The 23,892-nt window shown below is 58.7% G+C and carries 22 protein-coding genes and 1 pseudogene; 9 read left to right on the top strand and 14 right to left on the bottom strand.

Features of this window, described 5'->3' with window-relative positions; genetic code table 11:
• Positions 1-9 precede the first annotated feature (9 nt).
• The 4 genes from urtD to urtA all read right to left on the bottom strand — a co-directional run bounded on the left by urtD (position 10) and on the right by urtA (position 5,138).
• Positions 10-891: an urea ABC transporter ATP-binding protein UrtD gene (gene urtD, locus PHQ58_RS11585; protein ID WP_300111156.1), complete on the bottom strand. Its 882-nt coding sequence runs from the start codon at positions 889-891 to the stop codon at positions 10-12.
• Positions 888-2,033: an urea ABC transporter permease subunit UrtC gene (gene urtC, locus PHQ58_RS11580; protein WP_300111155.1), complete on the bottom strand. Its 1,146-nt coding sequence runs from the start codon at positions 2,031-2,033 to the stop codon at positions 888-890. Before urtC ends, urtD begins: the two co-directional genes overlap by 4 nt.
• Before the next feature lie 14 nt (positions 2,034-2,047).
• Positions 2,048-3,616: an urea ABC transporter permease subunit UrtB gene (gene urtB, locus PHQ58_RS11575; RefSeq protein WP_300111154.1), complete on the bottom strand. Its 1,569-nt coding sequence runs from the start codon at positions 3,614-3,616 to the stop codon at positions 2,048-2,050.
• A 250-nt stretch (positions 3,617-3,866) separates the two neighbouring features.
• On the bottom strand, positions 3,867-5,138 hold the full coding sequence (gene urtA / locus PHQ58_RS11570; protein ID WP_300111153.1) for an urea ABC transporter substrate-binding protein: 1,272 nt from the start codon (positions 5,136-5,138) through the stop codon (positions 3,867-3,869).
• 267 nt (positions 5,139-5,405) lie between these two features.
• On the opposite strand from urtA, the gene PHQ58_RS11565 reads away from it, so the two are divergent.
• Together PHQ58_RS11565 and PHQ58_RS11560 are read left to right on the top strand one after the other, a co-directional pair.
• Complete coding sequence (locus PHQ58_RS11565) at positions 5,406-5,909, top strand: C40 family peptidase (protein ID WP_300111152.1); 504 nt, start codon at positions 5,406-5,408, stop codon at positions 5,907-5,909.
• 9 nt (positions 5,910-5,918) lie between these two features.
• A complete protein-coding gene (locus PHQ58_RS11560) occupies positions 5,919-6,557 on the top strand; it encodes a bifunctional 2-polyprenyl-6-hydroxyphenol methylase/3-demethylubiquinol 3-O-methyltransferase UbiG (RefSeq protein WP_300111151.1) in 639 nt (212 codons plus the stop codon).
• Position 6,558: 1 nt separating this feature from the next.
• Here PHQ58_RS11560 and PHQ58_RS11555 read toward each other — a convergent pair whose 3' ends face one another.
• From PHQ58_RS11555 to ureE, 6 genes and pseudogenes are all read right to left on the bottom strand, one after another.
• On the bottom strand, positions 6,559-7,122 hold the full coding sequence (locus PHQ58_RS11555) for an ATP-binding cassette domain-containing protein (RefSeq protein WP_300111150.1): 564 nt from the start codon (positions 7,120-7,122) through the stop codon (positions 6,559-6,561).
• Between the two features lie 166 nt (positions 7,123-7,288).
• Positions 7,289-8,209 (bottom strand): annotated as a pseudogene (locus tag PHQ58_RS11550) (PAS domain-containing protein); the annotation flags it as partial.
• A 144-nt stretch (positions 8,210-8,353) separates the two neighbouring features.
• Positions 8,354-9,529, bottom strand: a complete 1,176-nt coding sequence (locus tag PHQ58_RS11545; RefSeq protein WP_300111149.1) for a rhomboid family intramembrane serine protease — start codon at positions 9,527-9,529, stop codon at positions 8,354-8,356.
• Positions 9,530-9,536: 7 nt separating this feature from the next.
• A complete protein-coding gene (gene ureG / locus PHQ58_RS11540; protein WP_300111148.1) occupies positions 9,537-10,193 on the bottom strand; it encodes an urease accessory protein UreG in 657 nt (218 codons plus the stop codon).
• 51 nt (positions 10,194-10,244) lie between these two features.
• Positions 10,245-10,922 (bottom strand): urease accessory protein UreF, encoded by a 678-nt coding sequence (locus PHQ58_RS11535; protein WP_300111147.1) that lies wholly within the window; start codon positions 10,920-10,922, stop codon positions 10,245-10,247.
• A gap of 12 nt (positions 10,923-10,934) precedes the next feature.
• The gene (gene ureE, locus PHQ58_RS11530) at positions 10,935-11,516 is read right to left on the bottom strand and encodes an urease accessory protein UreE (RefSeq protein ID WP_300111146.1); all 582 of its coding nucleotides are present in this window, start codon (positions 11,514-11,516) and stop codon (positions 10,935-10,937) included.
• A gap of 112 nt (positions 11,517-11,628) precedes the next feature.
• Here ureE and PHQ58_RS11525 point away from each other — a divergent pair, with 112 nt between their 5' ends.
• A complete protein-coding gene (locus PHQ58_RS11525) occupies positions 11,629-11,859 on the top strand; it encodes a hypothetical protein (RefSeq protein WP_300111145.1) in 231 nt (76 codons plus the stop codon).
• Here the strand turns inward: PHQ58_RS11525 and ureC are convergent.
• The 4 genes from ureC to ureA form a co-directional block, all read right to left on the bottom strand.
• Positions 11,804-13,591 (bottom strand): urease subunit alpha, encoded by a 1,788-nt coding sequence (ureC, locus tag PHQ58_RS11520; protein ID WP_300111144.1) that lies wholly within the window; start codon positions 13,589-13,591, stop codon positions 11,804-11,806. The two genes, PHQ58_RS11525 and ureC, sit on opposite strands and share 56 nt — an antisense overlap.
• 71 nt (positions 13,592-13,662) lie before the next feature.
• Positions 13,663-13,968, bottom strand: coding sequence for an urease subunit beta (locus PHQ58_RS11515; protein ID WP_300111143.1), 306 nt, complete (start codon positions 13,966-13,968; stop codon positions 13,663-13,665).
• An 8-nt stretch (positions 13,969-13,976) separates the two neighbouring features.
• On the bottom strand, positions 13,977-14,591 hold the full coding sequence (locus tag PHQ58_RS11510) for a HupE/UreJ family protein (protein WP_300111142.1): 615 nt from the start codon (positions 14,589-14,591) through the stop codon (positions 13,977-13,979).
• Positions 14,592-14,653: 62 nt separating this feature from the next.
• Positions 14,654-14,956 carry an urease subunit gamma gene (ureA, locus tag PHQ58_RS11505; protein WP_300111141.1) on the bottom strand — a complete coding sequence of 101 codons (303 nt, stop codon included), beginning with the start codon at positions 14,954-14,956 and terminating at the stop codon, positions 14,654-14,656.
• Between the two features lie 97 nt (positions 14,957-15,053).
• Here ureA and PHQ58_RS11500 point away from each other — a divergent pair, with 97 nt between their 5' ends.
• From PHQ58_RS11500 to PHQ58_RS11475, 6 genes are all read left to right on the top strand, one after another.
• A complete protein-coding gene (locus PHQ58_RS11500) occupies positions 15,054-18,575 on the top strand; it encodes an ATP-binding protein (protein WP_300111140.1) in 3,522 nt (1,173 codons plus the stop codon).
• A 32-nt stretch (positions 18,576-18,607) separates the two neighbouring features.
• Entirely contained in the window at positions 18,608-19,576 is a 969-nt protein-coding gene (locus PHQ58_RS11495; protein WP_300111139.1) for a response regulator transcription factor, read from the top strand.
• Positions 19,577-19,659: 83 nt separating this feature from the next.
• Positions 19,660-22,050: an EAL domain-containing protein gene (locus PHQ58_RS11490; RefSeq protein WP_300111138.1), complete on the top strand. Its 2,391-nt coding sequence runs from the start codon at positions 19,660-19,662 to the stop codon at positions 22,048-22,050.
• Positions 22,051-22,207: 157 nt separating this feature from the next.
• Positions 22,208-22,372 carry a DUF1328 domain-containing protein gene (locus PHQ58_RS11485; RefSeq protein ID WP_300111137.1) on the top strand — a complete coding sequence of 55 codons (165 nt, stop codon included), beginning with the start codon at positions 22,208-22,210 and terminating at the stop codon, positions 22,370-22,372.
• Positions 22,373-22,442: 70 nt separating this feature from the next.
• Positions 22,443-22,724 carry a hypothetical protein gene (locus PHQ58_RS11480; RefSeq protein WP_300111136.1) on the top strand — a complete coding sequence of 94 codons (282 nt, stop codon included), beginning with the start codon at positions 22,443-22,445 and terminating at the stop codon, positions 22,722-22,724.
• A 50-nt stretch (positions 22,725-22,774) separates the two neighbouring features.
• The gene (locus PHQ58_RS11475; RefSeq protein ID WP_300111135.1) at positions 22,775-23,839 is read left to right on the top strand and encodes an AI-2E family transporter; all 1,065 of its coding nucleotides are present in this window, start codon (positions 22,775-22,777) and stop codon (positions 23,837-23,839) included.
• Positions 23,840-23,892: the final 53 nt, after the last annotated feature.

Raw genomic sequence — 23,892 nt, 5'->3', positions numbered from 1 at the left:
TTTGTCGCCTCAGCGGCCCAAATAAACCTCAATCACCCGCTCATTCGCCTGCACCTGCGCCAGCGTGCCTTGCGCCAACACTGAGCCATCACACAGCACGGTCACGATGTCTGAGATGGTGTTGATGAAGCTCATGTCGTGCTCCACCACCATCAACGAGTGTTTGCCCTTGAGTGTTAAAAAAAGCTCGGCCGTGCGCTCAGTTTCTTCATCGGTCATGCCCGCCACGGGTTCGTCCAGCAGCAGCAGTTTGGGGTCTTGCATGAGCAGCATACCGATCTCAAGCCACTGTTTTTGGCCGTGGCTCAAGTTGCCAGCCAAACGCGACAGGCTGTCGCTTAAGTTGATGGTGTGCAACACCTCAAGCAAACGGTCGCTCTGTGCAGAGTCCAGCCTGAACAGCATGGAGGCCGTCACGGCTTTGTTGGTCTTCAGGGCCAGTTCCAGGTTTTCAAACACCGTGAGCTGCTCAAACACCGTGGGTTTTTGAAACTTGCGGCCAATGCCCATCTGGGCGATTTCAGATTCCTTGTAGCGCAGCAAATCGATCGTGCTGCCAAAAAACACATGCCCCTCATCCGGACGGGTCTTGCCGGTGATGATGTCCATCATGGTGGTTTTGCCCGCACCGTTGGGGCCGATGATGCAGCGCAGTTCCCCCGGCGCAATGTCCAGGCTGAGTTTATTGATGGCCTTGAAGCCGTCAAAACTCACGCTCACGTCTTCCAGGTACAAGATGCGGCCATGCGTCACGTCCACTTCACCAGGAATGGCCAGGCGCGCAAAACCCGCAGCGCGGCCACCCGATTCAGTGTTGCCACTTTGGGCTGGGTGTGCCGCGCGGTACTGCTCTGCATGCCGCGCGTTTTGTTCCATCAGTTCCGGGGTCATGGCTTGGCTCCTGAGTCCGTGGATTGCCGAGCTGCTGGCGCTCCCCGCCATGACCATATTCGTTTGGCCAGCCCCACGACGCCATCCGGCAAAAACAGCGTGACCCCGATGAACAAGGCCCCCAAGAAGTACAGCCAAAACTCTGGGTAGGCCACCGTTAGCCAGCTCTTGGCGCCACTCACAATGAAGGCGCCCAATATCGGCCCAATCAGCGTGGCACGCCCGCCCACGGCCGCCCAGATGGCAATCTCAATCGAGTTGGCCGGGCTCATTTCACTCGGATTGATGATACCCACCTGCGGCACATACAGTGCGCCGGCCACGCCGCACATCATGGCTGAAATGGTCCAGATGGTGAGCTTGTAGCCCAATGGGTTGTAGCCGCTGAACATGACCCGCGTCTCGGCATCGCGCACCGCTTGCAACACCCGGCCAAATTTGCTGTTGATGAGCCAGCGTGCCATCAAAAAGAAGCCCAGCAGCGTGATGCCAGTCAACACAAACAGCGTCATGCGCATGCCTGGAGTGGCAATCGGGATCTCCAGAATGCGCTTGAAATCGGTAAAGCCATTGTTGCCGCCAAAGCCAGTCTCGTTTCTGAAAAACAGCAGCATCGCGGCAAAGGTCATGGCCTGGGTGATGATGGAGAAGTACACGCCCTTGATGCGCGAGCGAAAGGCAAAGTAGCCAAACACAAACGCTACCAGCCCCGGCACAGCCAAGATCAGAAACAGCGTGGCCACAAAGCTGTCGGAAAACGTCCAATGCCAGGGCAGCGTTTTCCAGTCCAGAAACACCATGAAGTCAGGCAAATTGCTTTTGTAATTGCCATCCTCGCCAATCTGACGCATCAAATACATGCCCATCACATATCCACCCAGCGCAAAAAACAACCCGTGACCCAGGCTCAAGATTCCGCTGAAACCCCAGATCAGGTCCATGGCCAACGCACAAATGGCATAACACATGATGCGACCCACCAAGCCCACACCGTAATCACTCAGGTGAAACACGCTGCCAGCAGACACCCATAAATTAAGCAGCGGCGCCACCGCGCACACCACAATCAGCGCCACCAGAAAGGCGGCCCAGCCCGTGCGGCTTAGCAACGGTGCGGTAACAGGTAAGAGAACAGGTTTCATAGTGGCACTCATGATCAAGCTTCCGCCGAGCGGCCTTTCATGGCAAAGATGCCTTGCGGGCGCTTTTGAATAAAGATGATGATGAACACCAGCACCGCTATTTTGGCCAGCACGGCACCCGCCCAGCCCTCCAGGAACTTGTTCAGCAGCCCCAAGCCCAACGCCGCGTAAACCGTGCCCGCCAGCTGCCCAACGCCGCCGAGCACCACCACCATGAAGGCATCGACGATGTAGCCTTGCCCCAGGTCTGGCCCCACATTGCCCACCTGGCTCAAGGCGCAACCAGCCAACCCTGCAATGCCCGATCCCAAGGCGAAGGCGTAGGTGTCAATGCGTGCGGTGTTCACCCCCATGCATGACGCAATCGGCCGGTTTTGAGTGACGCCGCGCACAAACAGGCCTAGCCGCGTTTTACCAATCAGCCAAGCCACCGCAGCCAGCACAAATATCGCAAAACCAATGATCACCAGCCGGTTAAACGGCAGTGACAAATTGCCCAGCACCTGCACGCCACCACTCATCCACGACGGGTTTTCCACCCCCACGTTTTGCGCACCAAACAGGCTGCGCACCCCTTGCATCAACATCAGGCTGATACCCCAGGTGGCAAGCAATGTTTCCAGGGGGCGGCCATACAGAAAACGAATCACGCTGCGCTCCAGCGCAGCTCCCATCAACGCCGAGGCCATGAACGCCACTGGGACAGCGGCCAGCAAATACCAGTCAAAGGCACCGGGCAGGTATTTTTGAAACAGCCCCTGCACCACATAGGTGGCGTAGGCACCAATCATCATCAGCTCACCATGGGCCATGTTGATCACGCCCATTAGCCCGTAGGTGATGGCCAAGCCCAGCGCCACCAACAGCAAAATGCTTCCCAGACTGATGCCACTAAAAACCGCGCCCAGCTTGTCACCCCAGGCCAACGCAGCTTCCACCTGCCGCAGCGCCGTGCCAAGAGCGGCCTTCACGTCGGACTCAGTCTCAAGCTCAAGTCGCGCCAGCAGCATGGTTTTGGTGTTGGCCTGGCCGCTGGTGGCCAGCAGTTTGGCGGCTTCCATGCGCCGGGCTTTATCTGTGCTATTCAACAGAGCCGCGGCACGCACCATGCCCAGCTCGTCTTTGATGCCAGGGTTTTGTTCGGTGGCCAGGGCTTTTTCAATCAGCGGCAGTTTGGACTCATCCGCGTCACTTTGCAGCTGCTTCACGGCGGCGGCGCGGATCTTGTCGTCTTTGGAAAACAATTTGAGCGCTGCCAGTGCCGAATCCAGCTCGCCACGCATGCGGTTGTTGTTGATGACATCCTCGGCATCTGCGGGCAACGGTGCCTCTATGCCGGTGACCGCGTCGACCACCTTGTCGCCCTGGATCACCAGTATCTTGTCGCCAGCGACCTTCACCGCATCGTCCGACAGCGCCTGCAGAAAGGCAGTGGTCTTGTCATCGGCGATGAGCATGGCTTTGCCCAACGCTTCAACGCGGCTGTCGGCTTCACCAACGGTAATGCCCTTGACCTGGTCAGCCGTCAAGGCATGAACCTGGGCGGTGAGCAGCAACGCGGCGATGGCTAAGTAATGTCGCATGGGTTCTTTGCTTGGTTTCTATTGGTCAAAGACCTTGAGGCAGACCTGCGGGGGACCGACGGTGCGGGTAAGCAAAAAATGGGTACCCTGACCTTGGCGCACTCAGCTGTTGGCTAAATCAGGACGGCGTGGTTCTTAGCGCAGCGGCATCAAGGAGGAGGCCGAAGGCCGGGGGACAGCCGCGGAGCTGAGTACCACGCCGTCCTGAGTTCACACGCACCTCAAGCCCGACCTGGCACCCCACCGCTACTTACTTCTTCGCAGGCTCGTCGGGCTTGCCGGCATTGCCTTCGATGTACGGGCTCCATGGCTTGGCTTTCACTGGGCCTGGTGTCTTCCAAACCACGTTGAACTGGCCGTCAGCCTTGATCTCGCCGATGAACACGCTCTTGTGCAGGTGGTGGTTCTTCTCATCCATCTTGCTCACGATGCCACTGGGTGCCTTAAAGGTCTGACCAGCCATGGCGGCGATGACCTTGTCAACGTCAGTCGACTTGGCCTTTTCGACAGCCTGTTTCCACATGTTGATGCCGATGTAGGTGGCTTCCATCGGGTCGTTGGTCAAAGGTTTGTCAGATCCGGGCAGCTTCTTGGCCTTGGCATAGTCGGACCACTTCTTGATGAACTCGGTGTTGGTCGGGTTCTTGATGGACTGAAAGTAGTTCCAGGCGGCCAGGTGGCCCACCAGCGGCTTGGTATCTACACCGCGCAACTCTTCCTCGCCCACGCTGAACGCCACCACAGGCACATCTTTGGCCTTCAGACCGGCGTTGCCGAGTTCTTTGTAGAACGGCACGTTGGAGTCGCCATTGATGGTCGACACCACGGCGGTCTTGCCACCGGCTGAAAATTTCTTGATGTCAGCCACGATGGTTTGGTAATCGCTGTGGCCAAACGGTGTGTACTTTTCGTCAATGTCCTTGTCAGCCACGCCCTTGGATTTGAGGTAAGCGCGCAAAATCTTGTTGGTGGTGCGTGGGTACACGTAGTCGGTGCCCAGCAAGACCCAACGCTTGGCGGCGCCACCGTCTTTGCTCATCAAATAGTCCACCGCAGGAATGGCTTGCTGGTTAGGCGCGGCACCGGTGTAAAACACATTTTTGGACAACTCTTCACCTTCGTACTGCACCGGGTAAAACAGCAGGCCGTTCATTTCTTCAACCACCGGCAACACGGATTTGCGGCTCACTGATGTCCAGCAGCCAAAAATCACGGCGACCTTGTCCTGACCGAGCAGCTGTTTGGTTTTTTCAGCAAACAACGGCCAGTTGGAAGCCGGGTCAACCACCACGGGTTCGAGCTTCTTGCCGAGCACGCCGCCCTTGGCGTTGATCTCGTCAATAGCCATCAGCACGGTGTCTTTCAACACAGTTTCAGAGATGGCCATGGTGCCAGACAAGCTGTGCAAAATACCGACCTTGATGGTGTCGGCGGCATAAGCGGGCAGCACAGACAGGGTGGTGAGGGCGACCGCAGCGGTGAGTGCCTTGAGGGTAAAACGACGTGAATTCAAAGTTGACATGTGTGCTACTCCAAAGTTGATGAAACCGTTGTCGCCGAGTGTTGCCTGCAGTTGAAAACAGGCGCTTTCTTGAGCGATGGGGTGACTTTAAGGACTCATGGGGGATTGGGAAATACGCCAGGTGGCGTACAGGGGATGTCCGCCAGTCTTGATGGCAGGCACAAAGCCAGATTACGATGCGCCATGCATGAACTCAAGCAACTCAGATCCCTTGGCCTGGTCTTGCCCAGCCCCGCTTACATTTTTGTTAACTGAATAGGTGTGAACATGTTCAAAAGGCGTGGCTTTTTTCAGGTGTGTTTGCCATTTGCATTGGTGCTTAGCGGCTGCGGCACTGCGCCACGGCCCCAGCGCGCTCAGGTTTTCAGCAATTCCCCGCAAGTTCCCTCGCGCCTCTCGCCGGAGCTTGCCAATGATGTGACACTGTATGCCGTCGGCCTTGTTGGCACCCCGTACCGCTATGGTGGCAATACGCCTGACGCCGGCTTTGACTGCAGCGGACTGATTGGCCATGTCTACCAGTCAAGGGCTGGGGTTGCGCCGCCGCGAACCGTTGCCAGAATGCAGCTTTGGGGGCAGCCCGTGTCCAGTGACAACATCCGCTCTGGCGATCTGGTTCTTTTTGCCCAGAGCAGCGTGGCCACGCACGCTGGCATTTATGTCGGTGAGGGGCGCTTTGTCCACGCACCATCAACCGGTGGCGAAGTCAGGCTTGACCGCCTGAATTCAAAATACTGGGCAACCCAACAAGTGGCGTTTCGCCGTCCGTAGCCGAACCCCATGACCCAACCTACTTATTTGCCCGCTGACGCCCTCAACGAGGTTAGCCAGCGCACCATGGCCCACTACAACAACAACGCCGAAGACTTCTTTGCTGGCACACGCGACCACGATGTGCGCCAGAACATGGACGCCTTGCTCCGGCACATTCAGTCAGCAGCGCCCTTCACCATTCTGGACTTTGGCTGCGGCCCGGGGCGAGACCTGAAGGTTTTCAGCGCGTTGGGGCACCGGGCTGTGGGACTGGAAGGTGCCGCGCGTTTTGCCGACATGGCGCGCGCCTACAGCGGCTGCGAGGTGTGGCAGCAGGACTTTCTGGCGCTTGACTTGCCCGCCGACCACTTTGATGGCGTGTTTGCCAATGCGTCCCTGTTTCACGTACCGAGCCAGGCCTTGCCACAGGTATTGGCACAGTTGTATGCCACGCTAAAGCCGCAAGGCGTGTTGTTCAGCTCTAACCCCCGTGGCCAAAACGACGAGGGGTTCAACGGTGAACGCTATGGCGCCTACCATGACCTCGCCCATTGGCGCCGCTACATGACGGCGGCAGGCTTTACCGAGTTGATGCATTACTACCGTCCACCCGGTTTACCAATTGAGCAGCAGCCCTGGCTGGCCAGCGTGTGGCGCAAAGCGTAAATTAGTCGGCCAACTCAATGACCTGCGACAACGGCAGGCCGTCCAGCACGTCATGGTGCGCCACGACCCAGCTGTGCGTTGGGTCACTTGCCACACCTGCCAATAGGCGCAATACAAAAGCAATGGACGCTTTGTCCAGCGCAGAAAAAGGCGCGTCTAGCAAGGTAACGACCGCACCTGCTGCAAACGCGGCCAGCAGCCAGACCTTGCGTTTGGAACCAGTAGACAGCATGTAAAGCGGCTTTTCGAGGTGCTCTACCAGCGACAGCCCGCACACCAGCTGGGTCAAGCGCGCAGAATCTGCTGGCAAAAAACCGGGGTAGCGTTGGCGCTGTAACGCAAGGTATTGCAGCGCTGTGATCTGGTCATGCTCAGTGGTTCGGGGGTCGGCCCAGAACACCTGTTGCAAATAAACCAGACGCTCGCCAGCCAATTGGACACCGTTGATTTGCAGCGTTCCCGCCTGCGCCTCCAGCTCACCGGCCAGCAAGCGCAGCAAGGTGGTTTTCCCACTGCCGTCGCCCCCCACCACCAGGCAAACCCCACACGGAACACTGGCTGTCAACCCAGTGAAAAGCGGGCGCTGCGGATACTCAAAACAGAGGCCGTCGATCTGAAGAACGGCAGGAAGCCTTGCGGTGGAAATTTCTAGAACGGGCATTGGTGTTGCAAACGAGAGGGCTAACCCGGGGATGTGATGGTACTCACGTCAACGAGTCGTGCAAGGCCAACTCAAGGATTTTTTTCTCGGCCAATTTGAGTTCGGTGATGTCACGTGCAGCAGCAAACACACCCTGCAGGCGGCGGTCACGGTCATAAAAAGTGGTGGCGTTGTACGACACCACGGTTTCTTTGCCGTCGCGGTCGCGGGCGGTGAGCTCGTAGTTGGTGACTTTCCTCTTGGTCAGCGCCAGCATGATGGCGTCTTCAGCCCGACCCGGGTCGGTGAAGGAATTCTTGAAGGGCGCACCAATCAACTCATCACGCGTACAACCGGTCAGCAACTCCATTTGTTTGTTGACGTCGGTAATGATGCCGGCCGGGTCAGTGGTCATCAGCGCATCGATGTTGGCCTCAAACAATGAACGGGTGTAAAACTGGTGGTCACGCAGACGCTGGCCCAGCACCCTTTGCTCAGCCTCAATCTGCTTGCGCGCCGTGTTGTCGGTGCCAATCAGCAGATAGCCAATGATGACATCCTGGTCATCATGCAGCGCTGTCACCGACACCACCGCCGGAAAACGGCTGCCGTCCTTGCGGATGTAGGTCAACTCGTAAATGTCTTCAATGCCGCGCGACGCCTTAAACACCAGGGCTTCAAAACCCGGTGCAATGGGCGTTTCAAGCTCAATGCTCAGTGCCTTGGCACGCGCCACCAGCTCATGCGGATCAGAAATGTCAACTGGGGTGATTTTGTTAAGCACATCCGCTGGCGCGTAGCCCAGCATGGCTTCGGCACCCACATTAAAAATCTGGATCACACCTTTTGCATCGGTGGCAATGCTGGAGAAGTTGGCGCTGCTGAGGATGGCTTTTTGCAGGGCGCGGGTGATGAGCAAGGATTCTTGTCGTTGCCACTCAGCGGTGTCTTCCAGCACGGACTGGATTGATTCTGAAATTGTGGAGACTTTTGGGCTTGTCATCACGGTCATTCTTTGGTGCGTCTTGGTTTTGTTCTGATAGGTCAGGGCATGCCCACAGTGACAAGGCAAGCGATAACTGTTTATATGTCAACCACCAGTGCGGCGTATGTGTGCTGAGCCACATAAGCAAACACTTATCTCATGACGGAGACCCTAGCGTGGTGCTGAAGCAGCAACGGCCGCTGAGGCCACAGCCAAGGCCAGCGTTGGCCTGCGCTGGGTTTTGCGCAAAGCCGCCTGAATTTTTTCAGGATCATGGGCACGCAGGCCTTGCACCAGCTCCCGCGAGGTCTGGGCCTGCTGCTGCGCATACAGTTGCAGTGCCCCAAGCGCTGCCGCAGACGGCGCATTGCTGTCAGGGGTGGCTGCCATCAGTTGTTCAAAACTGCGCTCATAACCCGAGGTGACAGTGCTGTCAATGCGCCCAGCCAGTTGGTCAAACGTCAGTCTTTGCCGGGGCGCTCGCGCAAGAATCTCGTCCCTCTGAAAACGAATGCGCTGGTCAGCCTGCGCAAATTCTTTGATAGCGTCCTGCGCTTTGGTTTCTTCGCTCATCAGGTAGCGGGGTGGTGGGATGTGCGCGGTCAGCCAGCCTGCGCCAAGCAGCAACACACAGCCCGCCAGCCCCGGGCCAAGCCAGCCAAGCGGCCGGCCAACGGTCCAGGGCCTGGCCATTGCATGGGCCAGCAACGCACCTGCCACCAAGCCCCCACCGTGCGCCGCGTTGTCAATGCCCGGAATCACCCAGCCCAGGCCCAGCATCAACACGATGAACACACTGGCCCAGCCAAACAACCACCTGAACTCTGCCCGATCAACGCGCCGGCGTTCGCTCCATAAAAGCACCAGCAAGGCCCCATAAAGACCAAAAATCGCACCAGATGCCCCCCCTGACACCGCCTTGTTGCCTTGCACTACCAGTGACAGCAAATTGCCAAGAAGGCCACTGCCCACATAGAGTGCAACAAAACGCCAGGGGCCAGCCAACCGCTCCACCAGTCGCCCAACATCGCGCAGCGCCCACATATTCATGCCCAGATGCAACAGGCCAAAGTGAACAAAAAGCGCAGTGAACAGGCGCCACCACTGGCCGTCTTGGGTTGCCGGGCCAAAATTCGCCCCCCAGGCCAAAGGCACAACGGTCGAGGTGTGCCATAACCCTGCCCCCTGGCTCAGCATGGCCAAGAACACCAGCAGATTGACCAGCAAAATGGCGTGCGTTAGCGGCGTGCGCGCCATGCTGCTGTGCAGCTGCTCAGTCAGGCTCTCGCGAGGAACATAGGAGGCACTCTTCATGCCCCGATTAAACACCGGGCGTGTTGGACTCAATTCGCCCTCAGGCCAGCATGCCCTTGGCGGTGATGAAGGCCATCACCTCATCTAACCCGCTCAAGGTCTTCAGGTTGGTCATGACAAAGGGCTTGAGCCCCTTGGGCGTGGTGCGCATGCGGGTGGTGTCTGCGGCCATCACGTCAAGATTCGCGCCCACGTAGGGCGCCAGGTCGGTCTTGTTAATGACAAACAAATCACTTTTGGTGATGCCCGGGCCACCTTTGCGAGGGATTTTTTCACCGGCGGCCACGTCAATCACGTAAATGGTGAGGTCCGAGAGCTCAGGGCTGAAGGTGGCGGCCAGGTTGTCCCCACCGCTCTCGATGAACACGATGTCGGCGTTGGGGTGTTCGGCCAGCATGCGGTCAATGGCTTCGAGGTTGATGGAGCAGTCTTCGCGAATGGCGGTGTGCGGGCAGCCGCCGGTTTCTACACCCATGATGCGGTCAGCCGGCAACGCGCCGCTCACGGTGAGCAGGCGCTGATCTTCCTTGGTGTAAATGTCGTTGGTGATGGCCACCAGGTCGTATTTGTCGCGCATGGCTTTGCACAGCATCTCCAGCAGCGTGGTTTTACCGGAGCCCACCGGCCCGCCAATGCCAACGCGCAAGGGAGGCAGGTTTTTGGTGCGGTTTCTAATGTGATGCAAAGGTGTGTTCATGGCTTATGTTTGCTATTTAATAGTGAGCTTCTAACGCTTTATTTATATGGGCTAAGACCTGAAAAGCCTTGAATACTGCACCTCATGCTGGGCGCTCAGTATGGCCAGCATGGGTGAGAAGGCTTGACGCGCATCGTCTGGCAAGGCCAGTGCGTGGTCTACCGCCGCCGGAATCTCGGCAGCCAGCTTTGAAAGGATGCGCTGCCCCGCGCTTTGCCCCAGTGGTACTGATTTGATGGCGGCTTGCACCATGTTCTCTGCCCAGCCAAAGGCGTAGGCCAGCAGGCAGTCTCGCATCGGCGCCGCAGTGCTGGCCGCAGCCAGCGCAAACGCCATTGGGTAGGTGGGTTGCAGGTCAGCCAGCAGCTTAATCTGGTCGGCGGTAGCCGTGGTGTGGTTACGCAGCCACTCCAGCAGGCTGCGGCCCATTTGCTCAGACTGGGCGCGCAGTTCGCTGCTTTCCCGGGTGTGATGTACCCAGGCGTTGAGTGCCTCGATGCGTTGCCCGTCACCGGATTGCCAGGCGGGGATGGCCTGCGCCAACACGGCCAGATCACTGCGTGCCAGGCTCAATTCAAGCTGGTCCAGCAGCCAATCAGATGCTTCATTTTCTGTAGCTACCAGCGCAGCATCAACGGCGGCTTCAAGGCATTCAGAGTATGAAAATCCGCCAATGGGCAAGGCTGGCGAGGCCAGCCACATGAGTTGGATCAGGCTGCTGTCTTGCATCTTGCCGCGGCTTCAGTGGTCATGGCCGCAATCCGGGCCGTGCACGTGTGGCTTAGGCCCTTCAGCGTTGTTTGGCGTAGGCGTGTGGACGTGATCGTGGCTGTGGTCATGGTCATGGTGGTGACCACCAAAGTGCCCACCGGTGGCGTAGGCACCGTTTTCTGGCTCAAACGGCTCGGTTACTTCGGTCACGATCAGGTGCATGGCCCGCAGCATGTCGGCCAGCACATGGTCGTGCTCAATCTTCAGGTGATCAGGCTTGAGCTCAATCGGCACATGCCGGTTGCCCAGATGGTAAGCGGCGCGAATCAGGTCAAACGCCGTGCCGTGGTTGAGGTCGTGCGTGATTTTCAACACGGTTTGCGGCGCCGCCCACACTTTGATCAGCGAGCCATCGTGCGCCACCAACACGTCCCCCCCGCGCGCCACCGTGCCGCGTGGCAGAAAGATGCCCAGTTGGCGTCCGGTGGAGTCGGTGGCTTCAAAGCGGCTTTTCTGGCGAACGTCCCAGTCCAGTTCGATGGTGCTGGCGCGTTTGAGCAAGGCTGCGGCCAGGCCAGCGCCTTGGGGGATGAGTTTGGAGATGTGGAGCATTGAGCGATTCCGTGATTGGCGGATTGGGATTTTCCAGCGTTGTATAGTGCCCGACAAGCGTCAAGAAAGCTGGTGGACGCATACGAACGACAGTCACATTTAGGGGACAACAATGTTTAAAACAGAATTGGTAGAAGTTGGCGATTCTTTAGGATTGGTTCTGCCTGATGCGTTGCTTTCGCGTTGGAATTTGACGGTGGACGATACGATTTTCATGACGGAAACAGCTAGCGGCTTCATGTTGTCCCCTCATCCAGCTGAAACAGATACTCCAGCAATCCCGTATATCAAAACAAAAAATACCGCTGCGTCATCGGCAAACTCACCGCAGGCTCGCAGCTGAGCAACTGGCCATCGGCGCGAACGCTGTAGGTTTGGGCATCAATCTCCATCTGCGGCAAATAGTGGTTGTGCACCATGTGCTCTTTGCGGATGCCGCGAATATTCCGCACCGCGCTCACGTTTTTGGTCAGCCCAAACCGTTCCTTGATGCCCGCGTTCTGACCGGCTTGTGACACAAACGTGATCGAGCCTTTGGCCAGCGCACCGCCAAAGGCGCCAAACATCGGCCGGTAATGCACCGGCTGGGGTGTAGGAATGCTGGCATTCGGGTCACCCATGGCAGCCATAGCGATGAAGCCACCTTTCAGAATCAGGGCCGGCTTGACGCCAAAAAAGGCCGGCTTCCACACCACCAGATCCGCCCATTTGCCCACTTCGATGCTGCCCACCTCATGACTGATGCCGTGGGCAATGGCCGGGTTGATGGTGTATTTGGCAATAAAGCGCTTGGCGCGGAAGTTGTCGTTGCGCTGGTCATGTTCAACCAGCGCGCCCGGACCCCGGTTTTCCCCCAGTACCAGTGGCGGTGCCAGCCAGCCGCGTTGCGCCTTCATCTTGTGCGCCGTCTGCCAGGTGCGGATGATGACCTCACCGACCCGCCCCATGGCCTGGCTGTCGCTGCTCATCATGCTGATGGCACCCAGATCGTGCAACACGTCTTCGGCGGCAATAGTCTCCTTGCGGATGCGGCTCTCGGCAAAGGCCAAATCCTCGGCAATGCCAGCGTCCAGGTGGTGACAAACCATCAGCATGTCCACATGCTCGTCGAGTGTGTTGACGGTGTAGGGCATGGTCGGGTTGGTGCTGGACGGTAAAAAGTTGGCCTCGCCCACCACCCGCAAAATATCGGGCGCATGGCCACCGCCTGCGCCTTCGGTGTGAAACGCGCACAGGCTCCGGCCTTTTGTGGCGGCGATGGTGTTTTCCACAAAGCCGGACTCGTTCAAGGTGTCAGAGTGGATCGCCACCTGCACATCAGCTTCGTCGGCCACGTCCAGGCAATTGCTGATGGCGGCTGGCGTGGTGCCCCAGTCTTCGTGCAGCTTCAAACCAATGACCCCGGCGTTCACCTGCTCGTGCAGCGCGTCGGGCAGGCTGGCATTGCCTTTGCCCAAAAAACCCAGGTTCATGGGGAAGGCATCTGCCGCCTGCAGCATGCGCTCAATGTTCCATGCACCTGGTGTGCAGGTGGTGGCAAAGGTGCCGGTGGCAGGGCCGGTGCCGCCGCCCAGCATGGTGGTCACACCTGATGCCAGGGCTTCTTCAATCTGCTGTGGGCAAATGAAGTGGATGTGGCTGTCGATGCCGCCTGCGGTGACGATGTTGCCTTCGCAGCTGATGACCTCGGTGCCGGGGCCAATGACGATGTCCACGCCGGGTTGGGTGTCGGGGTTGCCGGCCTTGCCAATGGCCACAATGCGCCCGCCTTTCAAGCCAATGTCGGCCTTGACGATGCCCCAGTGGTCGATGATCAGCGCGTTGGTCATTACGCAGTCCACCGCGCCACCGCCTTGCGGCCCAGCGCCTGACCCGTCGCGGGTGCGCTGGCTTTGCGCCATGCCGTCGCGGATGGTTTTGCCGCCGCCAAATTTCACCTCTTCACCGTAGCCGCCCGCGCGCAGGGTCAGGTCGGCTTCGACCTCGATGACCAAGTTGGTGTCAGCCAGGCGAACCCGGTCGCCCACGGTGGGGCCAAATATTTCCGCGTAAGCGCGTCTTCCAATCGTGGCCATTGCAATACCTTCAAAAAAGAGAGCTGCCAACGCTTATTTCATAAGGGCTAGAGGCATAAAACACCATAAATTCAGAGTGATCCCATCACCAGGCCACGAAAGCCGTACACCACGCGGCTGCCAGCGAAGTCCACCAGCTCTACCGTGCGCTGCTGCCCTGGCTCAAAGCGCACCGCCGAGCCGGAGGGAATGTTCAGCCGCATGCCGTGCGCTGCCACTCGGTCAAAGCCCAGCGCGCCGTTGGTCTCGGCAAAGTGGTAGTGCGAGCCGACCTGAATCGGTCGCTCTGACGCGTTCACCACCACCAGTGTGTGTGTGCGCCGCCCGGGGTTGAGCACGTGTTCGGGGCCATCAGTGAATAGTTCGCCGGGAATCATGGGGCGCCTCAAACCAGTTGCAGCAGCAAGACACTGCCAAACCCGGCCACCCCAACCCCAGCGGCGCGGGACACCCAAATGTTGGCACTGCGCAAGGCCCAGCCCATGCCAAGTCCAGCCGAGTGCAAGAACACGGTGGCCGTCAACATGCCCGCCAGTGTTTGAAATGCACTGGCGCTGCCAGCCAACCCAAGCCCGTGCGCCAGTCCGTGAAAGAGGGCAAAGCAACCCACCAGCAAAGCTGCCGCCACGCCCGGCAGACGCAGACGGGACACCACCAGCAGGCCCAGCACCAACAAGGACGCCGCAATCATGGGCTCAACCGCTGGCAGCTCAACGCCCTGCAAGCCCAGCATGGCCCCAACCAACAACATGTTGGCAAAGCCCAGCGGACCCCAGAGCAGTTCAGCGCCGGCGCGGCGTGCGGTGAGCGCACCCCACACACCCACAGCCACCATGGCCGCCAAGTGATCGAGCCCAAACACGGGGTGAGCAAACCCGGTGAAAAAACTCGGATGTGCTTGGCCATCGAAACCTGTATGGGCCGTAGCCCATGTTGATAAGGTGCAAGCAGCTATGAAAAATGTAGCTTTTAGCAAGCTCTTGAAGGGTGAGGTTTTCATGATGGGTGAGTTCCTTGAACTAAAAATGTGACGAAACTTGAAGAATAGCGCCACAGTGGCGGCTACACAATCGGCTGGTGCACCGTGACCAGTTTGGTGCCGTCAGGGAACGTGGCCTCTACCTGAATGTCGGGGATCATCTCGGCAATGCCGTCCATCACATCAGCGCGGGTCAGCAGGGTGCGCCCGAAACTCATCAGCTCGGCCACAGTTTGGCCGTCGCGGGCACCTTCCATGACAGCAGCGCTGATCAGGGCCAAGGCCTCGGGGTAATTCAGCTTCAAGCCACGGGCCTTGCGGCGCTCGGCCAGCAGGCCAGCGGTGAAGATGAGCAGCTTGTCTTTTTCTCTTGGGGTAAGTTCCATGTAGCTGCATCAGCAAATCCCGTGCCTGATACCCAACGTGCGCTGCGGATTGAACCGCATGGGTTCAGCCGTGGCATGAATACTGCACTTCCAAGATGTGAACACCGAGCCCCACCCCACGCCCACAACGGCAGCTGAACCCCATGCGCCGCAGCGCATCACGCTGGTGCGCCGGGATTACAACGCCTGGGTGGCAGCAGAAACAATGGAGGACTATGCCCTGCGTTTTGCCCCACAGGGTTTCAGAAAGTGGTCTGAATGGCGTGTAGCCCAGACAGCGCTTGGGGGTGCTGCTGCGTTTTTGATATTGGAGGCAATCGGTGCCACGCTGCTGGTGCGGTATGGCTTTGCCAATGCGTTCTGGGCGATTCTCGCCACCGGGTTGATCATTTTTCTGGCGGGCCTGCCCATCAGCATTTACGCTGCCAAATATGGGGTGGACATGGATTTGCTCACCCGCGGTGCGGGTTTTGGCTACATTGGCTCGACGCTGACCTCGCTGATTTACGCCTCATTCACCTTCATCTTTTTTGCCCTGGAAGCCGCAGTGATGGCCTACGCACTGGAACTCGCGCTGGGCATTCCCCCCATCTGGGGCTACCTGCTGTGCGCGTTGGCCGTCATTCCGCTGGTGACCCATGGGGTGTCGACCATCAGCCGACTGCAAGTGTGGACACAGCCGCTGTGGCTGTTGATGTGGCTGCTGCCGTTTGGCTTTGTGCTTTGGAAAGAACCCACCGCGTTTGCCGGCGTAATGCACTATGTTGGGGACAAAGGGGCATCAAACGCCTTTAGCCTGCCCTTGTTTGGTGCAGCCCTCACCGTGGGGGTGGCCTTGATGACTCAAATGGGCGAGCAAGCTGATTATTTGCGCTTCATGCCAGCTCTTACCCGCGCAAACCGCAGGCGCTGGTGGGCCAGCGTACTGGTGGGCGGCCCCGGTTGGGTGCTGGTGGGTGTGCTCAAAATGCTCGGCGGCGTGCTGTTGGCTTATCTGGCCATCAGCCACGCGGTGCCGACAGACCGGGCGCTTGACCCCAACCAGATGTACCTGGCTGCATATGAATACGTGTTTATGGACTACCGCTGGGCGGTGGCGGCCACCGCGCTGTTCGTGGTGGTGTCGCAACTCAAGATCAACGTCACCAACGCGTACGCCGGGTCGCTGGCTTGGAGCAACTTTTTCTCGCGGCTGACGCACAGCCACCCCGGGCGCGTGGTGTGGGTGGTGTTCAACACGTTAATTGCTTTCATGCTGATGGAAATGAACGTGTTTCAGGCGCTGGGTGATGTGTTGGGGCTGTATTCCAACATTGCCATTGCCTGGATGATGACCGTGGTGGCTGACCTGGTCATCAACAAGCCGCTGGGCCTGAGCCCCAAAGGCATTGAGTTCAAGCGGGCACACCTGTATGACATCAACCCGGTCGGAGTGGGTTCCATGGCGCTTGCATCGGCCCTGTCAGTAGCAGCCCACCTTGGCTTTTTCGGGCCCATGGCGCAGGCGTTTTCAGCACTGATTGCCATGGGCACGGCGCTCATCGCCACCCCACTGATCGCCTGGGCTACTGGCGGCAAATACTACCTTGCACGGCCACAAACGCCAGCCCAAGACCCTGACAGGTACCAGCGCTACAGCGTCAGCCGCTGCGTCATTTGCGAGCGCGACTACGAAGCGCCTGACATGGCGCACTGCCCCGCTTACCAAGGCGCCATTTGCTCGCTGTGCTGCACGCTCGATGCCCGCTGCGGCGACCTGTGCAAACCACACGCCAGCTTGGGAGCGCAATGGTCTGGCGCGCTACGCTGGTTGTTGCCGCAGCGCAGTTGGCCCCATCTGGACAAGGGCTTGGGCTACTTTTTGCTGCTGATGCTGGTGATTGCACCACTGCTGGCAGCCGTGTTTGGCTTGCTTTACCACCAGGAAAAGCGGGCCCTGGTCCAGTCAATTTTCGACCCCCAGATGCTGCGGGCCTCAGTTGAAACGCTGCGCTCGGGCTTTGTCAAAGCCTACGCAGCGCTGATATTGATTGCCGGCCTGGTGGCCTGGTGGGGCGTGTTGGCGCACCAGAGCCGACGCGTGGCACAGGACGAATCCAACCGGCAAACCAAGCTGCTGCTGCGTGAAATTGAACTGCACCGCCAAACCGACGAAGCCCTGCAACAGGCCAAACAGGTGGCAGAACAGGCGCGCCAGGCGGCGGACCAGGCCAACCAGGCCAAGAGCCGCTACATCAGCGCCATCAGCCATGAGCTGCGCACCCCACTCAACAGCATTCTGGGCTACGCGCAGCTGATGGGCGAGGATGACAGCATCCCGGCGCACCGAAAACAGGCGGTGGCGGTGATCAAGCGCGGCGGCGAACATTTGCTGTCACTGATTGAGGGCACGCTGGACATCGCGCACATTGAGAGCGGCAAACTCACTCTCAACGTCAAACCCATGCCCTTTGCCGAGCTGGTCGGAGACATTGCCAGCCTGTTTGAACTAGAGGCGCTGGCCAAAGGGCTGTCTTTTCAGTGCGATATGGCCAATGTATTGCCACCCGTGGTGCGGGCCGATGAAAAGCGGGTACGTCAAATCTTGATCAATCTGCTGGGCAATGCCATCAAATTCACCACAAAAGGCCAGGTGCTCATGCGCGTGCGCTACGCCCGAGAAATGGCGGTAATCGACATCGAAGACACCGGCCCTGGCCTGACCGCGCAAGAGCTTGACTTCATTTTTGAGCCTTTTGCCCGCACCCAAAGTGCAGCGGGGTCAGCCCCCGGTGCCGGCATGGGCCTGACCATTGCCAAAATGTTGACCGATTTGATGGGAGGCGAGATGACCGTCACCAGCACGCCTGGCATCGGTTCGGTGTTCAAGGTCAAGTTGTTTTTACCTGAGGTGCGCATGCCCCTGGGCAGCACCGTGTACTCGCCCGCCTCAAAGCACCAAAACCGGTTTTTTGTGCGCCGGCCACGCGTAGGCTACAGCGGGCCGCGCCGGCGCATTCTGGTGGTTGACAACGAAGCCGCGGACCGCGAACTGCTGAGCCAGGTGCTGCAGCCCATTGGTTTTGAGGTGCGCACCGCCGCCAGCGGCCATGACTGCCTTGACCTGCTGGCCGCAGGCTTGCAGCCAGACGTGATTCTGATGGACCTGGCCATGCCCGGCATCGACGGCTGGGAGACCATTCGCCGCATCCGCGAATTGAACCAACTCAACCCTGACTGGCACCCCAACATCGCCATCGTGTCGGCCAATGCCTTTGACCGTGGCCTGGACAACGCCGTGGGCGTTCCCAGTGAAGACTTCATTTTGAAACCAGTGCGCCACACCGACCTGCTGGACTGGCTTGAACAGCGCCTGCACCTCAGCTGGCTTGACACCAGCCCAACCACCCTGCCGCCCACGCCCTCACCCGCAATGAGCCACCCACAAGCCGAACACCTGCAGGCCTTGCTTGAGATGGTCAACCTAGGCTACTACCGCGGCATCCTGAACCAGCTTGATGACTTGCAGATCGCACAACCAATGCACGCGCCCTTTCTCGCCCACATGCGCGAACTGGCCCGCCAGTTTCAGTTTGAGACCATGCGCGACGAGCTGACACAGGCCGCCATCACCGACTAACGGGCACACAATGACACCTTTTTGCACCTGCCATGCCCCATCTTGACAAAACCCTGGACCGTGCCAACAGCGACCTGGTGCTGATCGTGGACGATGTACCCGACAACCTGTCCATGCTGCACGACGCACTGGATGAGTCCGGCTACACCGTGCTGGTGGCCTTAAGTGGCGCAGCGGCCCTGCAACGGGTTGCGCAAGCCCTGCCCGACATCGTGTTGCTGGATGCCATGATGCCTGGCATGGACGGTTTTGAGGTGGCGCGCCAGCTCAAGGCCTCACCACAAACGGCGCACATTCCCATCATCTTCATGACCGGCCTGACCGAGACCGAGCATCTGGTGGCCGCACTGGACGCTGGCGGCGTGGACTATGTCACCAAACCCATCAAACCCAAGGAAGTGCTGGCGCGCATGGCCGTGCACCTGCAAAGCGCGCGGGAGCGGCGCCAGGCACGCAGCGCGCTGGATGCCTTCGGTTACGCCAGCATCACGGTACGGGTGAGTGATGGCCGCCTGATGTGGCAAACCCCGCTGGCGCGCGACCTGCTGCAGCGCTACTACGGTACCGACGCCCCCACCACGCCGATCCCGGTGCTGCAATGGCTCAGGCGTCATGTGGCACTCGGCCTGATCGGCATTGAGCCGCCCCGCCTGAGCGTTGAGCAAGACGCCCGGCGGCTGAGCTTTCGCCTGCACCAGCAAATTGGCGACAGCGAGGGCGGTGGCGACTGGCTCATCATCATGCAAGAGGTGTCAGATGAAAGCGTGATTGACGCCATTGCCCTGAGCTTCAAGCTCACCCCGAAAGAAGCCGAGGTGCTGTACTGGGTGGTCAAGGGCAAGATCAACCGCGACATTGGCGACATTCTGGGCAGCAGCCCAATGACGGTCAAAAAACATCTGGAGCGCATTTTTGCCAAGCTCGGGGTGGAAACCCGCACCGCCGCAGCCGGCATGGTGATGCGGCGCCTGCGGCAATTGCAGTTGCAACTTGAGGCCTAACTTAAACTGAAAAAAGCATCGACAATAACCCTTTTAAGCATGGGGTAATCAACACCCCAGAATAGTCAAGGAGTTGTATTGTTATGGACGTGACGCTGACGCTCGGTTTGCTGATTGGCTTCTTGCTGGCGTTGCTGGCACGACAGGCAATGGTGAACACCCAGCGCGCACGCGCCCTGCAAGACAATTTGAACACCCAGATCAATGCGCTGTCGCGCGATGTCAAAGACCGCAAACTCGCCGAGCAAAAAGTTGAGCGAATCTCCAGGCTCTATGCGGCTTTAAGTCAATGCAACCAGGCCATTGTGCGGTGCAACAACACGGCCGAGTTGTTTCCCATCCTGTGCCGGGACGCGGTGAACTTCGGCGGCATGAAGATGGCCTGGATTGGGGTGGTGGACAAGGCCGATGGCTGCGTCAAACCGGTGGCATCCTTTGGCGCGGGCGTTGATTACCTGGAAGGGCTGGAGTTGTCGGTAGACCCCACCCTGGCGCAGGGACAGGGCCCAACAGGCATTGCCATTCGGCAAAACCAGCCCTGTTGGTGCCAGGATTTTCAGAACGACCCGGCAACCCAACCATGGCATGCGCGTGGTGCTGAATTTGGCTGGGGCGCATCGGCCGCCATCCCGCTCAATCGCAAAGGTGAAACCATTGGCCTGTTTTCGGTTTATGCCAGCACAAAAAACGCGTTTGATGACGCTGCGCAGCAACTGCTACTGGAAATGGCGATGGACATCAGTTTTGCCCTCGACCGTTTTGTCGATGAGGCCCAACGCGTCCAGACGCTAGACGCCCTGCGCGACAGCGAGGAGCGCTACCGCAAAGCCTTTCAAACCAGCCCGGATGCCGTCAACATCACACGCAAAACCGATGGCCTTTACCTCGATGTCAACCATGGCTTTGAGCGCATTACTGGCTGGACCCATGCCGAGGTGGTGGGCAAAACGGCGATAGAACTCAACATTTGGCGCAGCCCGGCTGATCGCCAACGACTGGTTGATAGCCTGCGCCGCGATGGCCGCTGCCAAAACCTTGAGGCAGATTTTGTGCGCAAAGACGGCAGCATCTGCCATGGCTTGATGTCTGCCGAAGTGGTGCGTTTCAAGGACGTAGATTGCATTTTGACCATCACCCGCGACATGACGGAAAAACGCCGTGCCGACGCGCAGATTGAGCAGCTGGCCCTGTTTGACCAGCTCACCGGGCTGCCCAACCGCACCCAGTTGCAAAGCCGCTTCAAGTCAGCCTTGAACCTGGCCCAGCGCAATGGCGAGGCCATGACCCTGATGTTTCTGGACATTGACCACTTCAAAAACATCAACGACACGCTGGGCCACAGTGTGGGAGACCAATTGCTGTTGGCGGTGGCGGGTCGCCTCAAAAGCACTCTGCGTGAAGAAGACACCTTGTCGCGCATGGGGGGCGATGAGTTCATCTTGCTGCTACCCGGCACCGACCAGGAAGGGGCGCGGCAAGTGGCTGTCAAGCTGATCGCTGCGGCGGCACGGCCCACGCAAATTGAAGCCTACGAGCTGGTGACAACGATCTCAATTGGCATCGCCATGTACCCGGACGATGGTGAAGACTTTGAGACCCTGTCCAAAAATGCGGACACGGCCATGTACCGTGTCAAGCGCGCTGCCCGCAACGATTTCCGTTTTTTTACCCAGGAAATGCAGGCCAATTCGGCCCGCAGCCTGCAATTGGTCAATGCCTTGCACCATGCACTGGCGCGCAATGAACTGCACCTGCACTACCAGCCGCAAGTGGCCATGAAAGATGGCCGGGTGATGGGCGCCGAGGCCCTGTTGCGTTGGCACCAGCCTGAATTGGGTCCCATTTCGCCAGCAGAGTTCATACCGCTGGCTGAAGAAAGTGGGCAAATTCTGGCCATTGGTGAGTGGGTGCTGCGCACGGCGGTCTCGCAGTTGCGCAGTTGGATCAAGGGCGGGCTGCCGCCCATGGTCATGGCGGTCAACCTGTCGGCGGTGCAGTTTCGTCACCCCAACTTGCCCGAGCTGGTTGCCCGCATTCTGGACGAAGCCGAGTTGTCCCACGAATACCTGGAGCTGGAGCTGACCGAGGCCACCGCCATGGAAAACCCGCTGCACGCCATTGCGGTCATGAACCGACTGCATGAACGTGGCATACGCATGTCGATTGATGACTTTGGTACCGGCTATTCCAGCCTGAGCTACCTGAAAAAATTCAAGGTTTACAAGCTCAAGATCGATCAATCATTTGTGCACGACCTCAACGAAGACGCAGATGACAAGGCCATCGTCACCGCCATCATCAACCTGGCCAGTAGCCTGGGGCTGAAAACCATCGCTGAAGGGGTGGAAACCGCGGACCAGTTGGCCTACCTGCACCTGCAGGGATGTGACGAGGTGCAGGGCTATTACTTTAGCCGCCCTCTGCCGGCCGATGAATTTGACCGGTTTGTACGCCAGCAAAGCACCCAGCCATAGGCGACTGGCTGACTCACAGACGCGTCCTGGCCGTTTAACCAACCCAGCACGCTGTGTGCGCCAGCGAACGGACGCAGCCTTTACATCCACGTATCGTGCAGTCATGCGGGTCCAATATTGTGTTGGGCCGCTACCCTATTTATCAAGGAGTACCCCCATGCTGCACTATGCCGTTGTATTTTTCGTCATCGCCTTGATTGCCGCACTGTTCGGCTTTGGTGGCATTGCTGCCGGTGCGGTAGGCATTGCCAAGATTCTGTTCTTTATCTTTTTGATCTTGGCCGTTGCCAGTTTTTTGTTCGGACTGATCAAAAAGGGTTAAGGCAGCGTCACCACGCTGGTCGATACCCGTCGGATCTCTCTTTTTTATCCAACCACTTCAAGGACTCAACATGTTTAACAACACACTCGCTGACAAATCCAACAACCTGATCGACCAGACCTCGCATGCTGCAGACCAAGCTCTCAAAGCCACCCAGCACCTGGCCAACAACGCGCTGGAAAGCGTGCTGGACACCTCGCACCAATTGCGTCTGAAGGCTGGTCATGCGTCTGACAGCACCATCAGCTACATCAAGCATGAGCCAGTGAAGTCGATCCTGATCGCTGCTGCCACCGGTGCGGCGCTGATGGCACTGGTTGGTCTGCTGAGCTCCAGCCGGGGCCGCCGCTGAACCGCTAGCTCCGTAACATGCTAAGCCAGTCAATCAACTAAAGGCTTGGCGTGAACATCACCCCAACCTCACCCAACCCAAACCCAAATCCAAACCGGGCACTTTTACCCCTGCTGGTGGCTGCTTCGGCAGCGCTGGTCGTCATTTTGTTGCCGTTTTATGCGGCCATCATGTGGGGCGTGATTCTGGCGTTGCTGTTTACGCCGCTGTACCGCTGGTTGCTGGTGCGGATGGGCCGCCGGCCCACGCTGGCCGCGCTGTGCACCATGGCGGTTGTGATCCTGATTGTGGTTTTGCCCGCCACGCTGGTCATGGTTGCCCTGGCGCAGGAAACCTCCAGCATTTACCTGCGCCTGCAGTCTGGCGAGGTCAACCCGGCGAAGTATTTCCGTCACATTTTTGACCAACTGCCCGACTGGGTCACAGCCGTGCTGGACCGCCTGGGACTGGTCAGCTTCAACACCCTGCAACGCCGCATCACCACGGCCATGGCTCAGGGTTCTGAGTTTGCCGCCACCCAGGTGTTCAATATTGGGCAAAACACATTCCAGTTTGTGGTCAGCCTGTTCATTGCGCTGTACTTGGCCTTTTTCCTGATCCGCGATGGCAACACCGTGTTGCGGGCGATTGGGCAGGTGATTGCGCTGGCGCCCCCCCACAAACAACAGCTTTGGGAAAAGTTTGCCACGGTGGTGCGTGCCACGGTCAAAGGCAACTTGTTGGTAGCCGCCATTCAAGGTGCCTTGGGCGGGCTGGCCTTCTGGTTTCTTGGCATTGGCGGCGCCTTGCTTTGGGCCGTGGTGATGGCAGCCCTGTCACTCTTGCCGGCCATTGGCGCGGCCTTGGTGTGGCTGCCGGTAGCCTTTTACCTGCTGTCCACTGGTGCCATTTGGCAGGGTTTAGCGCTCATGGCCTACGGCGTGTTGGTCATTGGCTTGGTGGACAACCTGCTGCGGCCTATTCTGGTGGGCAAAGACACCCGCATGCCCGACTATGTGGTGATGATCACCACGCTGGGCGGCATGGCGGTGTTTGGCGTCAATGGTTTTGTGCTGGGCCCACTGATTGCCGCCATGTTCATTGCGGTCTGGCATATCTTTGGCAGCACACGATGACATGGCTTGCGCAAACGCAACACATCACTGGCACCTTGCTTTCAAACTGACCA

It is taken from the genome of Rhodoferax sp., from assembly GCF_028688795.1.
Lineage (GTDB): Bacteria > Pseudomonadota > Gammaproteobacteria > Burkholderiales > Burkholderiaceae_C > Rhodoferax.
The sequence above is the reverse complement of the archived record's forward strand: the minus strand, read 5'-3'. Positions and strand labels throughout refer to the sequence as shown.

Excerpts from the sequence above, each read along its gene's own strand:
- urtD (WP_300111156.1), bottom strand. The coding sequence starts at position 891 with ATGACCCCGGAACTGATGGAACAAAACGCGCGGCATGCAGAGCAGTAC.
- urtC (WP_300111155.1), bottom strand. The coding sequence starts at position 2,033 with ATGAAACCTGTTCTCTTACCTGTTACCGCACCGTTGCTAAGCCGCACG.
- urtB (WP_300111154.1), bottom strand. The coding sequence starts at position 3,616 with ATGCGACATTACTTAGCCATCGCCGCGTTGCTGCTCACCGCCCAGGTT.
- urtA (WP_300111153.1), bottom strand. The coding sequence starts at position 5,138 with ATGTCAACTTTGAATTCACGTCGTTTTACCCTCAAGGCACTCACCGCT.
- PHQ58_RS11565 (WP_300111152.1), top strand. The coding sequence starts at position 5,406 with ATGTTCAAAAGGCGTGGCTTTTTTCAGGTGTGTTTGCCATTTGCATTG.
- PHQ58_RS11560 (WP_300111151.1), top strand. The coding sequence starts at position 5,919 with ATGACCCAACCTACTTATTTGCCCGCTGACGCCCTCAACGAGGTTAGC.
- ureG (WP_300111148.1), bottom strand. The coding sequence starts at position 10,193 with ATGAACACACCTTTGCATCACATTAGAAACCGCACCAAAAACCTGCCT.
- PHQ58_RS11535 (WP_300111147.1), bottom strand. The coding sequence starts at position 10,922 with ATGCAAGACAGCAGCCTGATCCAACTCATGTGGCTGGCCTCGCCAGCC.
- ureE (WP_300111146.1), bottom strand. The coding sequence starts at position 11,516 with ATGCTCCACATCTCCAAACTCATCCCCCAAGGCGCTGGCCTGGCCGCA.
- PHQ58_RS11525 (WP_300111145.1), top strand. The coding sequence starts at position 11,629 with ATGTTTAAAACAGAATTGGTAGAAGTTGGCGATTCTTTAGGATTGGTT.
- ureC (WP_300111144.1), bottom strand. The coding sequence starts at position 13,591 with ATGGCCACGATTGGAAGACGCGCTTACGCGGAAATATTTGGCCCCACC.
- PHQ58_RS11515 (WP_300111143.1), bottom strand. The coding sequence starts at position 13,968 with ATGATTCCCGGCGAACTATTCACTGATGGCCCCGAACACGTGCTCAAC.
- PHQ58_RS11510 (WP_300111142.1), bottom strand. The coding sequence starts at position 14,591 with ATGAAAACCTCACCCTTCAAGAGCTTGCTAAAAGCTACATTTTTCATA.
- ureA (WP_300111141.1), bottom strand. The coding sequence starts at position 14,956 with ATGGAACTTACCCCAAGAGAAAAAGACAAGCTGCTCATCTTCACCGCT.
- PHQ58_RS11495 (WP_300111139.1), top strand. The coding sequence starts at position 18,608 with ATGCCCCATCTTGACAAAACCCTGGACCGTGCCAACAGCGACCTGGTG.
- PHQ58_RS11490 (WP_300111138.1), top strand. The coding sequence starts at position 19,660 with ATGGACGTGACGCTGACGCTCGGTTTGCTGATTGGCTTCTTGCTGGCG.
- PHQ58_RS11485 (WP_300111137.1), top strand. The coding sequence starts at position 22,208 with ATGCTGCACTATGCCGTTGTATTTTTCGTCATCGCCTTGATTGCCGCA.
- PHQ58_RS11480 (WP_300111136.1), top strand. The coding sequence starts at position 22,443 with ATGTTTAACAACACACTCGCTGACAAATCCAACAACCTGATCGACCAG.